Source organism: Planctomycetia bacterium (assembly GCA_015200345.1).
GTDB lineage: Bacteria > Planctomycetota > Phycisphaerae > UBA1845 > UTPLA1 > PLA3.
The window spans coordinates 3,036,061-3,049,964 of the sequence record CP054187.1 but is presented as its reverse complement, the minus strand read 5'-3'; the positions used below and the strand labels follow the sequence as shown (position 1 = coordinate 3,049,964).

Here is a 13,904-nt window from a genome sequence, read left to right as displayed (position 1 = left end):
CGCCGCATCCCAGCAAAAATCAAGAAGGTTAGTGTCCTGAATATGTCCCCGAAGCCTTGCGAGCCGGCTTGACTTTCCAGAAGGGGGGTTGGGTACAATACCGCCAGTCCCATTTCTGTAATAGTCGAGCATAGAAATGTAAGGGAGGTGCCGCCATGAAGCCGAGGTACGTTGGGCTGACCGCACTCGTGCTGACTGGTTCATGGATCTCGGAACCGCCTGGTCGCAATCTTTCGCTGGTTCGAGAAGCAGGCGCCGCGCCCCAGTGCGGGGTGGTGACACCCTGCGTGGTTCCCGGCACAAAATGCGCTCCTGCGCCGTCGTCCATCACAGTCTTGGCGGTTGATACAAGCCAGACAGGAAGCCTCGAGACGACCGGCGGCCGCTGCGGGTTTCGATATGCTTTCGGTCTTTTCCCGATCTCGTGCGGCCCGCCGCCGATGTCCGGCCTGTGCAGGGCGGGTCCGCCCGTTTGACGGTATGCGTCGCTATCGCCTGCGCCGTGTGTTCGCGGAACGCCGTCCATGGCCGGGCGATTGAATCGCTGATCGTGCGGAGGATTCTGATGCCTAACGCCCCCCGTCGTGCCAAAGAATCCGCGAGCCGGCGTACCTGGTTGTATGGAATCCTGTTCGGACTGGCTGCGTTGGTGCATGTCCCATTTGGCCTTCGCGCCGACTTGCCTGTTGAGAGCGAAGGGCTGCGATCGCTCTTTAGCCAGTTTCAAGCGGATCGCGGTTTGTATTTCAAGTCATTGGTAGAGATTCTCGTCATCCGGGCCGACGCGACCTACCCCGCCGAATATCAAAGCGTGGTTGGGACTCCGGTCGGCGCCGAGGTGGAGTATTGGGCGGATGGTGAGCGGTATCACTACCGTTCGCACGTTGAGGGCAACAGCCTGACGTGCTACAACGGCGCCGTCGCCTTCGACGGGGATCACTTTCAGATTCTATTTGATGACGCGAAGGTGCTGTCGGTCTCCTCGACGGACAAGGCCGGTGTTTTGGGCGTCCTGCCGAATCCCATCCTCCAACTGGTTCAGTTTCGATATCCGGTGGATGACCGGAATGATCCCGTGTTTGTGCGTCTGAAGGATATTCGAGCGGACCAGGTCGGGGAGTCTTTCTGGAACGTGACTTGGACCGACTTCATCCCTCCGCCAAACGCTCCGAACCGCGCCCTTAAGCGAGCCCAGTTCCCGGGAGGCGTCTTTGAGGGGGAGGATTACGTCCAGTACGTTTATGTCCCAGCCGGCTCGAGCCATCAATTGGCTCGAATTGAATGGGTGACGACGACGGGCCGGATGTTCGCCTCGGTCGAGTTTGGCGATTATTTGACATCGGGAACGGGCGTCGATCAGACTTGCTGGCCGCACTCGGTTGTCATGACCGGTTATGAATCGGACGGAACGCCTGCCCTTGAAATGAGGTACACTCTTACTGATCTGTTCGTGAATACGGAGATCCCGGTTGAAATGTTCCGGATTGTTCCCCCAGAGGGAGCAAAGGTTTGGGATGACGACGCACAGGCCTTCGTGGCTTCACAATGCCCGTAGCCATCAGGTTGTTCGGTCAGGTCGTATCATTGGTTAAGGGATCCCATGCCACGTACCATCCCACATGCTTGTGCAGCCATCCTGGCAGTCACCGCCTTGTGCCTGTCGAGCCAATCCGGTTGCGATAAGCAGGGCGACCCGCGTCCTGCTTCGGCATCGTCCAGTCTCAATTCGGCGCCGGCGGACGGCGGTTCCACCGCGCACGACCGGCAAAACATCCGTGAGATTCTCACCGTTTGGGCCGACGGCCGAACGGATGCAGCCATTGCGTCGTTGCTGAAGCTCGCTGAATCCGACGCTCCGGATGAGGATTTTCGTCCGAGTCTGATGTCCGAAACGGCGTTTGTGAAAGAGTACACCCAGCAGGTCTCTCGCACGTCGGCAGAAGAGGCTGGGCAGTGGGCCAAACAGCAACTGGCTGGGTACCAAAGTCTCGGCGATTTCTCGCAAGAGCTTGTACGCCGGGCGCAGCGTGCGATGGACGCGGGGGACCACGCCGCGGCCAAACGGCTGTATTCCTGTCTTCGGCGGGTCGGAAGCGCGAATGTGGGCAACGATGACGTTGTCTGCAAAATGGCGAACCTGGCCGGCCAATCGCTCATCAAGATGGCGGACGAAGGGCTTGCGCAGATTCCGTCGAGTCAGTCCACCGGCGCATCCCAAGGCAGTTGAGTCGATCACGCTCGAACGCGAATTGAATTCGGGCAGCAGTCAGCCATGAATGGTTAAGATTAAGCGTTCGATGTCTCCGTCTGCATACCGTAAACTCGCCTTGGCGCTTCCTGAAACGATCGAGCACGAACACATGGGTCATCCCGATTTTCGCGTCGGCGGCAGGATCTTCGCCACGCTTCGACCCGACGCAGGTCTTGGAATGGTCAGGCTGTTCCCGGCGCAGCAGGCCGAATTCGTCACACAAGCGCCGAAGGTCTTCTCCCCCGTCCCCGGCGGCTGGGGCCAGCGCGGCGCGACGTACATCCTGCTTAAGCCGGCGAGGGCAGCCTCGGTGAAGGCCGCCTTGTTGACCGCGTGGCTCAACACCGCTCCGGCGAAGCTGATCAAAAAGTTCCAATCCGGCCAATGAAATCGGGCCGTTTCGCGCCGCCTTGAAAAATCCCGTGGGCGTCCGAGAATACCGCTTTCTACGCGGAAGGCTGATCGGCCGTCCGGTCGGAAGAAGCAGCGCCCGACACGCTGTAGAACCCGGTGTCGGCTTGCACCGTATGTCATCGTTCGGAAGCCTGGATCGTACCCAACGGGAAAGCAGCGAAGCGATCCGCGCGCCGAGATTTCCGTCGCCCTTGATTCGATTGCTCGCTCAATCGTCTTGTTGGGTTGGACCGCTGTCGCGGTCGGCTCGTCGGGACTTGATAGGACGTATCGACGATTAGACGTTTTGACGATTCCAGAGGAACCCCACGTATGACACCTGCCCGCCGTCGTTTTGACGCCATTGCCGCGATCAGCGCCCAGCGCATGCCCGCCGCCACGATTCACCCCGAGGCCGAGCCGGTGCGCGAGATCTACGGGAAAAACGTGTTCAACCTCTCCACGATGCAGTCCAAGCTGCCGAAGGACGCTTACCGCGCGCTGATCCGGACCATGCGTGAGGGTGTACCGCTCGACGCGGCGGTGGCCGATGTCGTCGCCAACGCGATGAAGGACTGGGCCATTGAGCGCGGGGCGACGCACTACTGCCATTGGTTCCTGCCGCTGACCGGCCTGACCGCCGAGAAGCATGACACGTTTCTGACACCCACGGCCGAGGGTCAGGCCATCGTCGAGTTCTCCGGCAAGAACCTCATCATGGGCGAGCCGGACGCCAGCAGTTTCCCCTCGGGTGGCACCCGCAGCACGTTTGAAGCCCGCGGCTACACCGCCTGGGACCCGACCAGCCCCGCGTTTCTCATGGACAGCGTCAACGGCAAGACGCTCTGCATCCCCACGGCGTTTTACAGTTACGACGGCACGGCACTGGACCGAAAGACGCCGCTCCTGCGATCCATCACCGCGCTGTCGAAGCAGGCCGTGCGAATGCTCCGGCTTTTCGGCAACCAGGACGTGAAGTCCGTCTCCTGCACGGCCGGACCGGAGCAGGAGTACTTTCTCATCGATCGGCGCTTTTATTTCCTGCGGCCCGATCTGATCAACGCCGGCCGCACGCTGTTCGGCGCGCGCCCGCCCAAGGGGCAGGAGATGGAGGACCATTACTTCGGCTCGATCAAGGAGCGCGTGCTGGCGTTCATGATGGACGCGGAGCGCACGCTGTACGAGCTGGGGATCCCGATCAAGACGCGGCACAACGAAGTCGCGCCGGGTCAGTTTGAAATTGCACCGGTCTATGAGACGACGAATGTCGCCGTCGATCACAACATGCTGCTGATGGAGGTGCTCAAGAACGCGGCCCTGAAGCACGGCTTCAAGTGCCTGCTGCACGAAAAGCCGTTTGTCGGCGTCAACGGATCCGGCAAGCACAACAACTGGTCCATCGCCGACGACCGGGGCAACAATCTGCTCGACCCCGGCCACACGCCGCATGAGAACGCGCAATTTCTTGTCTTTCTCACGGCGGTCATCAGTGCCATTCACAAGAACGCGCTGTTGCTGCGCTCATCGATCGCCACGCCTGGCAACGATCATCGCCTCGGCGCGAACGAAGCCCCGCCCGCGATCATCAGCGTTTATCTCGGCGACAAATTGACCGAAGTGGTCAACGGCATCATCAGCGGCAAGCCCGAGGGCGTTCGCTCCGCCGGGTTCATCCAGCTTGGCGTTTCCAGCCTGCCGCCGCTGCCGCGCGACGATTCCGACCGCAATCGCACGAGTCCGTTCGCGTTCACCGGCAACAAGTTCGAGTTCCGCGCGGTCGGTTCCAGCCAGTCCATCGCGTTTCCGAACACGGTGCTGAACGTCATCGTCGCCGACGCGCTGGACACGCTCGCCAACGAGATCGAGGCCGAGACGGCCCGCGGGGCGAAGTTCGAGGCGGCCGTGCAGAAGGTCGTGCAGGACAACCTCAAGAAGCACCAGGCGATTCTCTTCAATGGCGACAATTACAGCAGCGCGTGGGAGGCCGAGGCCGAGAAGCGCGGCTTGCCCAACGTGAAGTCGAGCGTGGACGCGCTGACGGTGCTGGTCGATCCGGTCGTGAAGGACATGTTCAATCGCCACGCCGTGCTGACGCCGACGGAGATGGACGCGAATTACAAGATCGCGCTGGAAGCCTACATCAAGACGATCAACATCGAAGCGCAGCTGACCAGCGACATGGCCCGGACGCAGATTCTCCCGGCGGTGATGAAATATCAGACCGATGTCGCGGCCTGCCTTGTCGGCACGAAGCAGGCCGGCGGCGACGTGACCGCGCCGGAGAAGACGCTGCGCAGCGTGTCCACCCTGCTGGCCAGGTTGCACACCGCCGTCGACACGCTCGACCGCATCCGCAGTGAGGCCGACCATGGCGGGGGGGACCATTTCAAGCACGCCCTGTATTACCGCGACCAGGTCAAGCCCGCGATGAACGACGTGCGCACGGCGGCCGATGCGCTGGAACTGGTGGTGGACGACAACTACTGGCCGCTGCCGAAGTATCGTGAGATGTTGTTCATGTATTGAGGCGGGAACCGTGAGCCAACCGTAGGTTGCGTCCTCGGCGCACCGCCCATGGCGTGCACATCGCGGAGGCGCCCTACAACGGTATCCCCCGGCGAGTCGGGGACGCACCCTCTGCACATTCGCTAATCGCGCCTGGTTGCTACGACGGTCAACGGCAAGCTCCCATCGGCCCGCGGCAGCGGGTCGGGCGGTTTGATCGTCACGCCGCCGCCGGAGAGCTTTGCCTCGCCGCGTTCGACGCGCGCCGCGAACGCCACGCACTCCTCGTACAGCGCTTCGAGCATCTCGGCCTCGGTGACTGTTCGCTTCTGTTCGCCCTGCACGTAGATGATGCCCTTGCCCTTGCCGGCGAAGATCGCCACGTCGGCGCCCTCGGCCTCCCCGGGGCCGTTCACGACGCAGCCCATCACCGCGACTTTGACGGGCGTCTTGATCTCCGCCAGCCGCCGGCGAACGTCCTGCACCATCGTGATGAGATCAATCTCGATTCGGCCGCAGGTCGGGCAGGCGATCAGCTCCGGCTCGACGCGCGCCCGCAGGCCGAGACAGCTTAGCAACTCCTTGGCGTCTTCCACTTCAAACACCGGATCGCTCGCGTAGCTGATCCGCACCGTGTCGCCGATTCCCTCGGCCAGCAGCGCCCCCAGCGCCGCCACGCTGCGGATGCAGCCCGTCTCCTTCGGCCCGGCGTGCGTCACGCCCAGGTGCAACGGGTAGTCGTAGCGCCGGCTGATCTCGCGGTATGCCGCGATCACGATCCGCGGATCAATCGATTTCGCCGAAATCACCACGTCGTGAAAATCGTTCTCGTCGAAGATGCGCAGATACTCCGCGAGCTTCTCGAGCATGATGCCGACGAGGTGGCCCTCGTAGTCGGTCTCCAGCCGCGCCTTCTCGGCCGCGCGTTTGTCCTTGTCGCGCCGCTCGACGATGCCGCCCTCGTTCACACCGACGCGGATCGGCACCCTGCGTTCGCGACAAAGCCGGATCACGCGATCCACCTGCTTGCGATCCTGCAAGTTTCCGGGATTGAGGCGGATTTTGTGAACGCCCGCCTCGACGGCCTCGATCGCCCGCTGAAAGTGAAAATGCACATCGGCCACGATCGGCACCGGCACCTGCGGCAGGATGTGCTTCAGCGCCTCGGTGTCCTTCGCCTCTGGCACGGCCACGCGCACGATGTCGGCCCCGGCCCGGGACAGCGCCTGAATCTGCGCAACGGTCTTGTCGATCTCCCACGTGTAGGTGCTGGTCATGGACTGGATCGACACCGGCGCATCGCCGCCGATGGCCACCGGCCCAACCCGCACCTGTCGCGTCCGCCGCCTTGCATTCATGCCGCTCGTCTCCGAAACTGCCCGCAGTTTCGTGGATTCTAGCTGGGAGCCTGATTTGAGCACAGCCACCCGCCGTTTCACATCCCGTTGCGTTCTGCTCGCTCCGTTCCTGTTGTCGGCAGGGTGCCTCAAGCCGAACGAGCCGTCGCCGCCACGTGACGGAATCTGGCAAAGCACGATCCTCGGTCGCTCGATCGAGAACCGACCGATTGAATTGCTCACCGCGGGCAACGGGCCGGATGTCGTGTTCATCATGGCGACGATTCACGGCAACGAATGGGCTGGTACCCCGATCGTCAACCGCCTCGCGGAGTACATCGCCGCAAACCCCGCGATGCTCGAAGGTCGCCGCGTGCTGCTGATGCCCGTGGCCAACCCCGACGGTTACGCGAAAAAGATTCGTCACAACGTGCGCGGCGTCGATTTGAATCGAAACTTCCCGGCCGACAACTACCAGACGTCGGACCGGCACGGCAACTCGGCGCTTTCCGAACCGGAAAGTCGCGTATTGCACGAATTGCTCCTCAAGCATCGCCCGGCGCGGATCGTGAGCATCCATCAGCCGCTGGTGTGCATCGACTACGACGGCCCGGCCGAGGCCCTGGCCCGGGCGATGGGTCGGTACAGCGAACTGCCGGTGAAGAAGCTGGGGGGCCGGCCCGGATCGCTGGGGTCGTTTGCCGGGGAGTCGCTGGGGATCCCCATCATCACGCTGGAGCTACCTCCAAACGAGGAACGGCTCTCCCCGGATGCTCTCTGGACCCGCCACGGTCGGATGATGGTCGCGGCAATCACGTTTCCGCAATCGCCGCCCGGTGAGTAGGCAACCAGCCGCGGGCTTCAGCTCTCCAAAGGTGAGTCGCCCGACCCGCACGGCCGATCGGATGCGATCTCCCGCCGCGGGAATCCAGTTGACAGGCCCGTCGGCCGTATTACAATGTAATGCGAGTGGGTTCATCGATTGCCCGTTGCGGCGGTCTGCGACTCGACTCGCACCATCGGCTCGTTGAATATGAAACAGCGCGTTTTGACCTGGTTGCTGGTGCTGACGTTCGCCGCGTTCGCGACGGGCGCTGCGGCCGCGCTGCATGATCACGACGCCGGGTTCAAGGCCGGCTGCGAGACCTGTTACCTGCTCGTCACGGTTGCCGCGGCGCTAATAGTCGCGGCGGCGTTCTACATGTTCCTGCCGCAATCGGTCCGTCGCGCAAAAGCGGTCGCGTTGGCGGCACCGATCAGCCGAATCCATCGCACGCCTGCTTCGCCCCGCGCGCCGCCTCTGGACTAACGCGAACTTCTCACTCACGGCCATCGTGCATTCCCGCGCCCCGCGCGCTCGCTCTGCATGGCGTCCGTGCCTTCACGCGCTACCGCGCGGTGTTTTTCGCGTTCAATCTGTTCAATCGTCCGCTTGGTTGCAGTCGCTGGGTCGATCTCTCCGGTGATTGCTAGCGAAGGTTCAAAATCTCCTCTCCTCCTCTGGGGGAGAGGTCGGGTGAGGGGGAAACGTTGAGGACTCTCAACAAACGACCCTCACCCCAGCCCTCTCCCTGTAAGGGAGAGGGTGATTTGAATCGGCTATGAGAGCCTGCCATGAAGCAACGTGCCTTCACGTTGATCGAGCTGCTGGTTTCGATCTCGATCATCGCGCTGTTGATCAGCATCCTCCTGCCCGCGATGAACAAGTCGCGGCAGATCAGTCGTTCGACCGCCTGTCTGGCAAATCTGCACAGCCTCGGTCAGGCCGTGCAGATGTACGCCGACAACAACGACGGGCGGTTGCCGGCCGTCGGGTTTGCCCACGGCGGCAGCGTCGACGAGGCCAATGCGTGGATCAACACGGTGTCGCAGGAGATCGGTTCGGAGAAGGTCTGCCGCTGCCCTGCGGATGAAAGCCCGTACTGGATCAAACACCTTCCGGGGACGACCCAGTTGCGGCGATTGAGTTACGCGACCAATTACTACACCGTCGGAACGCTGGAGGGGCGTGAGGAGTTCAACAACGCCACGCGCATCACCCGGCCGTCGACCACGATCTTCTGGGCTGAACTGGCGGAGACGGGCGATTTCGCCGTCGCCGATCACGTTCACCCGGAGACGTGGTTCGCCAATCCGCTGCCGCTGGCGTCGCGCGAGGTGCAGATCAAGCGGCACCAGACGCGCGCCAACTACGGATTTGTGGACGGCCATGCCGAGCCGGAGCGGTTCGAGGAGACGTACGCCATCGACCTGCTCCACAGCTCATTTCCAAACCTCTCGTGGATTCATAACAAGTACGACCCGAAAATCGCCTGGTAGGCCCGCGCGGCCGAAACGGTGGCCGGGTCACTGTTTCTTGTGAAGGGAAAGTGTTCTCATGACAAAGAGTTTTCATCGCGCCTTGCGCGCGCCGTTTCGTCTGTTCGTCACGCTGGGCCTGGTGGCTGCCATGGCGCAGGCCGCCCACGCGGGGATGATCAAAGAGGATGATGTCAACATCGGGCTTGACGTGGACCAGAACAAGCTGGCCGTGATCTGGTCGGGCGAGCAAGTCGCGCTGGGAGAATTGGCGGGTCCTCTGTTCGGCTATGGTCTGGATGAGCCGGGGCTGATCTCGCTGGAGGTTCCATTCGACGGGCTCGTACCCCTGCCGGACGACGTCGAGATCGTGCTGGAAGTCATCAGCTTCGATCCCGCGCTGAAGGGCTGGACGCCGGGATTCTCATCCACGTTCAGCAATCCGGGTGACACGTGGAGCCTCGGGCTTACGCCGGTGCATGGTCACCCGTTCTGGCATGTCGATTCCACGGATGCCGGATTCAACCCGATGCAGACCGAATGGCATGCGACGTTTCGGTTTGTGGACGCCAATCCGAACGGGTACGCGGCGAGCGATCCCGTGACAGTTGTCTTTACGCCGGAACCGGCCACCTTGACGCTCATGGCGATGGGGGCGACCTGCCTTGCGTGGAGGCGGCGTCGCGTCGTGCGGTAGGTTGAAGCAATTGATGTGCGATGGAGTCTTTCTGCCGGGGGCTTCAGGTTGCGCGCGGCAAACCCGCCGCGCCGGCCTGTTCCCTCGTGCGGCCACCGTTTTCTGCATGGATTTAGCCTGATTGGGAGGTTGTCATGACGTACCGCACTTTGCATGGATGGACCGCGACCGTTCTGGTTGCCGTGTTTGGTAATGCAGTGTTCGCACAGCCGCACGCCGGCGATGTCATCGTCGGGCGGTCGGGTGCGAACGTCCTTCGCATCGATCCCGGTGGGTTCGTTCCCGATGATGAAATCGTCCTCTTGCCTCCCAGCAGCGGTCTGTTCAACGGCTGGGCCGATAACAATCCGGGGTTTGATCACCTGGTCGTCGATGAGCCGGAGAATGATTTATTTACGCTCGCGAGCGGCTGCCAGATCCGGCTGGAATTGGTCGCGGCCGATCCGGCGTTTCGCGCGATCACCAACACGTTCGCCATCATCGACGATCCCGGCGAACGAGCGCTGCTCGGCGGGGCGGCGCTGCACGCGCACCTGACGTGGCACGTTAATTCGGATCATGCGAGTTTCGATCCGCTGAAGGTGCTCTGGCGGGCGACGTTCAAGCTCGTGGACACCGGCACGACCGGCTACGCGACGTCGAGCGAGTTCACCTTCCACTTCGCGACGGTCGATTGCGTGCGCGGCGACTGCAACGGGGATACGGCGATCGACGGGCGCGACATCGCCGACTTTGTCGCGACCGTGCTCGACCCCGCCGGCCACACCGATGAGGACCGCTGCCGGGCCGACACCAACCGCGACGGGTATGCGTCGGTGGAGGATATCGGGTCGTTCGTGGGGATGCTGCTGACTGGTACGTGACACTTCTGGCGAGCATGGCCGTCAAAGGCCGCGGCCCTGCCGCGCCCGTCCTCGGTTCGAGCCGTCGCCGTCCTGCGGCGGAACAGCAATGGCCCGCGGCGTGATTCAATTTGATGCGAATTTGGCGAGAACGAAGAATCCGCTCCCTGACATTCGCGGCGCTGATCAGGCTACGACCCATTCGGCAATCGAAAATCCGGCTGCCAGATCGTGCCGCCCAGGCCGTAAACGAGACGTGTGTCGTAAAATCCGTGCATGGCGTGGCCGTCGGCGAAGCCGGCCGACCAGTGGGAAAACTTTCGATGCCAGCCCCATTTAAGGGGGCTGGCCTGGTTGGGCAGTTGCGGGGTGGCGCGATAGCAGGAGGTATAGAAGCCCTGCTCGCCCCACATGATGAATCGCGCTGCGTGGCCACCCGTGAGGTAGGGGGCGATCCGCAGGGTGAACGGTTGGATGTCGTTGATGCTGAAGTTCCCCGTTCCGCCGCCGTAGCCTTCCATGAAGCTGGTGTTGAGCGAGTAGCTCGTGCCGTTGGCCTCCCAGGAGGAGACGACTTCCTCTTCGATGTTCTCCTGGTTGGTGCCGATGATGGGGGCGTAATTGGAGCGGTCGCCGGGGCAGACGAAGGAGCGGATCAACTGCGTGCCGCGGGCGTAGGGGTCGATGTACTTGTTCAGCGGGCGAATCTCGGCCGGATAGAGACTGCTGTCAGCATTCGGGTATTGCCCGGGCCGAGTCGCTTTGGACCCGCCGAAGACCCACGGCGAGATTGGATTCGGGTTGTAGCCCGCATGGACCGGCCATTGGTACCACGGCACGAGTTTCTGATCGTCGTTGGCGTCCCAGTAGTACTGCGTGGCCATCATCAGCTCGCGCAGGTTCGCCAGGCACTTGACGATCATCCCCTCGTTGCGTGCTTTGTTCAGCGCCGGCAGCAGGATTGAAACGAGCAGGGCGATCAGCGAGATGACGACGAGCACCTCGATGAGCGTGAAGGCGCGGTCGATCGCACGGGGCAAGCGATGGCAGCGGCGTGGCTGGATCATGGCGTGATCCGAAGCAACATGAGACGAGCACGAGACAGGGGCGCCGAACACACGACGCCGTTGCAATCAATATAGCGATTCAACCGGCCATGCGACAAGCGTCGAGCCGGAGGGATGGCCGTTTTCGGATTCGCGGCGGCCGGTTACGCTGCCGTGGACGCACGATATCGCGTATGCGTCCACAGGAGGAAGCGAACATGGCGGGAGCGAATCGCACGCGCCGGCGACAGGTGGCGCTGATCGGCCCGAGCGAGCCGGACGAGACGACGCTGGCCCTGGCCGAGCAGGTCGGGACGTTGATCGCGCGGCTGGGGCTGGTGCTGGTGACGGGCGGGCGGGACGGCATCATGGAGGCGGCCTCGCGCGGGTGCGCCGCGTCGGGCGGCACGGTCGTGGCCGTCGTGCCGGGCACGAGCATGGACGAGGCGAACAATTTCGCGCACATCGTGATCCCGACGGGGCTGGGCTGGGCGCGAAACGTCATCACCGGTATCGCGGGCGACGTGATTGTGTGCATGGGCGGCGCGGCCGGCACCTTGAGCGAAATCGCGTTCGCGTGGATGTATGGCCGGCCGGTGCTGGCGCTGTCGTCAACCGGCGGCTGGGCCGGTGAACTGGCGGGCCGGGCGATCGATCACCGGAGGAAAGATACGATTGTCGATTGCCCGACGCTGGCGGAGCTGGAGCGGAAATTGAGGGAACTCGTCCGATAGCGCCGGCGCGCTCGGACGTGCCGGGCAGGTTCGTACAGAGCATGCGGCACGCGGCGTCGCTTACGGTCGTGGCTCGGAACCGTATTCCACGTTCATCCCTGCGGCGCGCCAGTCTTTGATGCCGCCTTCGTAAACCGAGACGTTCGTATAACCCCACGACCGCGCCTTGTTCGCGGCCATGCGGCCGACTGGGCACATGCCGCCGGCGCAGTAGAACACCATCGGCTTGTTCTTTTCGGCGGGGAGCATTTCCGGCGTCATTTTTTCATAGTCGATGTTGATCGCGCCGGGGACGTGGCCCTTCGCGTAATGCTCGGCGTCCAGAGCGTGAATGACCATCACGCCGGCGGCCATTTGCTCCTGCAAGGCTGCGGCCGATTTCACTTCCGTGATGGGCGGGCCGTCCTGCGCCGCACAGCCCGTCAACCCGATGGTTGCGACCAGGCACAATCCGACAATGCGAGTCACCTTCTGCATGCGCTTCACTCCCGGTTCAAATGCATAAAACCATGGATGCGGAACGTCCCGCGTTACTTCTTTCCGCGCGACGTGGCGCGCCTTGCCTTACCGACGGCTCGCTTCTTTCCGAAGCGCTTCGTCGCGCTGCGAACCTTCGCGCTGCTCACTGCCCGCGCGCCGATCTCGCGCAGCTTCTTCGGGCAGGTCGTCAGATTCGTGTGGCCCTTTTCGGTGATGACGATCATGTCCTCGATGCGCACGCCGCCCCAATCTTCGTAATACAGCCCCGGCTCAACCGTCACGACCATGCCCGGCTGGAGAATGGTTTCGACGGTGCGCTTCAGCGTCGGCGGCTCGTGGATCGCCAGTCCCACGCCGTGGCCGGTGCCGTGTTTGAAGGCCTCGTCGCAGCCCATCGTGCGGAAGAAATCGCGGCACAGCGCGTCGGCATCGTGGCACTTCATCCCCGCGCGGATGCCATCGAGGCATTTCTGCTGCGCTGCCAGTACGAGATCGTACACCTCGTGGTGCCGCTTGTTTGCTTTGCCCATGACGAGCATGCGCGTCAGATCGCCGCAATAGCCGTTGTGAATCGCGCCGAAATCCAGCAGCACCATCTGGCCGCTCTTGAGCTTTCGCGTGGGCGAGGGCGTGTAATGCGGGTGGCAGCCGGTTTCGCCGAACGCGACGATGGGGTTGAACGAACTGCCTTCGCTGTGTTTGCGGAGGTAGCTGTCGATCTCAAACGCCACGTCGCGCTCGCTCATGCCGACGCGGATCCAGCCGCAGATGTGCTCGAAGCAATCCGAGGTGATCTTCTGTGCCTTGCGAAGCAGCGCGATTTCATCCGCGCCCTTGCAGTGCCGCAGGCTCGTCACGACTTTCTCGGCCGGCTCCCACGCCAGTTCCGGCGTCAGGGCCATGAGGTCGCGCGCGTCGGCGTAGGTCAGGGCGTCGCTCTCGTACCCGATGCGCTTTGCCGCACCGCCCAGCGACTCGCGCAGCCGCGTGGCGATTTCCTGTGCGCTGACCGGCGCGTTCAGCAGCCGCGCCGACACGCCGTCGTGCGCGTCCACCTCGGCAAAGTACCGCCCGTCGCAGAGCACCTCGCACCGGCCGTTGCGGATCACCGCGAAGCCCTCCGGATCCCCGAAGGGCTGCACGTTGCCGGCCATCATGGCGCGGATGCCCGTAAGGTATTGGATGTTTTTCTGGTTGGAGACGAAGACCGCATCGAGATTCGCGTTCTTCATCGCCACGGCAAGGCGTTTCATTCGCTCCGCGTACATCGTGTCCCTCCTGATTGGCCGAGGAGGCGGTAGCGGGGTCCGCCTGCCGGGCC

Annotated in this window: 14 protein-coding genes; 10 read left to right on the top strand and 4 right to left on the bottom strand. The window is 62.9% G+C overall.

The window, feature by feature from the left end; translation table 11 throughout:
• The first annotated feature begins 565 nt into the window (after positions 1–565).
• The 4 genes from HRU71_12445 (at position 566) to HRU71_12430 (ending at position 5,170) form a co-directional block, all read left to right on the top strand.
• A complete protein-coding gene (locus HRU71_12445) occupies positions 566–1,555 on the top strand; it encodes a hypothetical protein (GenBank protein ID QOJ04244.1) in 990 nt (329 codons plus the stop codon).
• Between the two features lie 45 nt (positions 1,556–1,600).
• Positions 1,601–2,227, top strand: a complete 627-nt coding sequence (locus HRU71_12440) for a hypothetical protein (GenBank protein ID QOJ04243.1) — start codon at positions 1,601–1,603, stop codon at positions 2,225–2,227.
• A 70-nt stretch (positions 2,228–2,297) separates the two neighbouring features.
• Entirely contained in the window at positions 2,298–2,639 is a 342-nt protein-coding gene (locus tag HRU71_12435; protein QOJ04242.1) for an MmcQ/YjbR family DNA-binding protein, read from the top strand.
• A 338-nt stretch (positions 2,640–2,977) separates the two neighbouring features.
• Positions 2,978–5,170 carry a glutamine synthetase III gene (locus tag HRU71_12430; protein QOJ04241.1) on the top strand — a complete coding sequence of 731 codons (2,193 nt, stop codon included), beginning with the start codon at positions 2,978–2,980 and terminating at the stop codon, positions 5,168–5,170.
• Between the two features lie 122 nt (positions 5,171–5,292).
• Here the strand turns inward: HRU71_12430 and ispG are convergent, their stop codons facing one another.
• The gene (gene ispG, locus HRU71_12425) at positions 5,293–6,507 is read right to left on the bottom strand and encodes a flavodoxin-dependent (E)-4-hydroxy-3-methylbut-2-enyl-diphosphate synthase (protein QOJ04240.1); all 1,215 of its coding nucleotides are present in this window, start codon (positions 6,505–6,507) and stop codon (positions 5,293–5,295) included.
• A gap of 55 nt (positions 6,508–6,562) precedes the next feature.
• On the opposite strand from ispG, the gene HRU71_12420 reads away from it, so the two are divergent.
• The 5 genes from HRU71_12420 (at position 6,563) to HRU71_12400 (ending at position 10,344) form a co-directional block, all read left to right on the top strand.
• Positions 6,563–7,330: a DUF2817 domain-containing protein gene (locus HRU71_12420; GenBank protein QOJ04239.1), complete on the top strand. Its 768-nt coding sequence runs from the start codon at positions 6,563–6,565 to the stop codon at positions 7,328–7,330.
• Between the two features lie 189 nt (positions 7,331–7,519).
• Positions 7,520–7,795 (top strand): hypothetical protein, encoded by a 276-nt coding sequence (locus HRU71_12415; protein QOJ04238.1) that lies wholly within the window; start codon positions 7,520–7,522, stop codon positions 7,793–7,795.
• A gap of 305 nt (positions 7,796–8,100) precedes the next feature.
• A complete protein-coding gene (locus tag HRU71_12410; protein ID QOJ05007.1) occupies positions 8,101–8,805 on the top strand; it encodes a prepilin-type N-terminal cleavage/methylation domain-containing protein in 705 nt (234 codons plus the stop codon).
• Positions 8,806–8,863: 58 nt separating this feature from the next.
• On the top strand, positions 8,864–9,481 hold the full coding sequence (locus tag HRU71_12405; protein QOJ04237.1) for a PEP-CTERM sorting domain-containing protein: 618 nt from the start codon (positions 8,864–8,866) through the stop codon (positions 9,479–9,481).
• Positions 9,482–9,615: 134 nt separating this feature from the next.
• Positions 9,616–10,344, top strand: coding sequence for a hypothetical protein (locus HRU71_12400; protein QOJ04236.1), 729 nt, complete (start codon positions 9,616–9,618; stop codon positions 10,342–10,344).
• A 170-nt stretch (positions 10,345–10,514) separates the two neighbouring features.
• Here HRU71_12400 and HRU71_12395 read toward each other — a convergent pair whose 3' ends face one another.
• Complete coding sequence (locus HRU71_12395; GenBank protein QOJ04235.1) at positions 10,515–11,390, bottom strand: type II secretion system protein; 876 nt, start codon at positions 11,388–11,390, stop codon at positions 10,515–10,517.
• A 197-nt stretch (positions 11,391–11,587) separates the two neighbouring features.
• Here HRU71_12395 and HRU71_12390 point away from each other — a divergent pair, with 197 nt between their 5' ends.
• A complete protein-coding gene (locus tag HRU71_12390) occupies positions 11,588–12,103 on the top strand; it encodes a TIGR00725 family protein (GenBank protein QOJ04234.1) in 516 nt (171 codons plus the stop codon).
• A gap of 60 nt (positions 12,104–12,163) precedes the next feature.
• Here HRU71_12390 and HRU71_12385 read toward each other — a convergent pair whose 3' ends face one another.
• Positions 12,164–12,580: a rhodanese-like domain-containing protein gene (locus HRU71_12385; GenBank protein QOJ04233.1), complete on the bottom strand. Its 417-nt coding sequence runs from the start codon at positions 12,578–12,580 to the stop codon at positions 12,164–12,166.
• A 53-nt stretch (positions 12,581–12,633) separates the two neighbouring features.
• Positions 12,634–13,851 (bottom strand): aminopeptidase P family protein, encoded by a 1,218-nt coding sequence (locus tag HRU71_12380; GenBank protein ID QOJ04232.1) that lies wholly within the window; start codon positions 13,849–13,851, stop codon positions 12,634–12,636.
• Positions 13,852–13,904 lie beyond the last annotated feature (53 nt).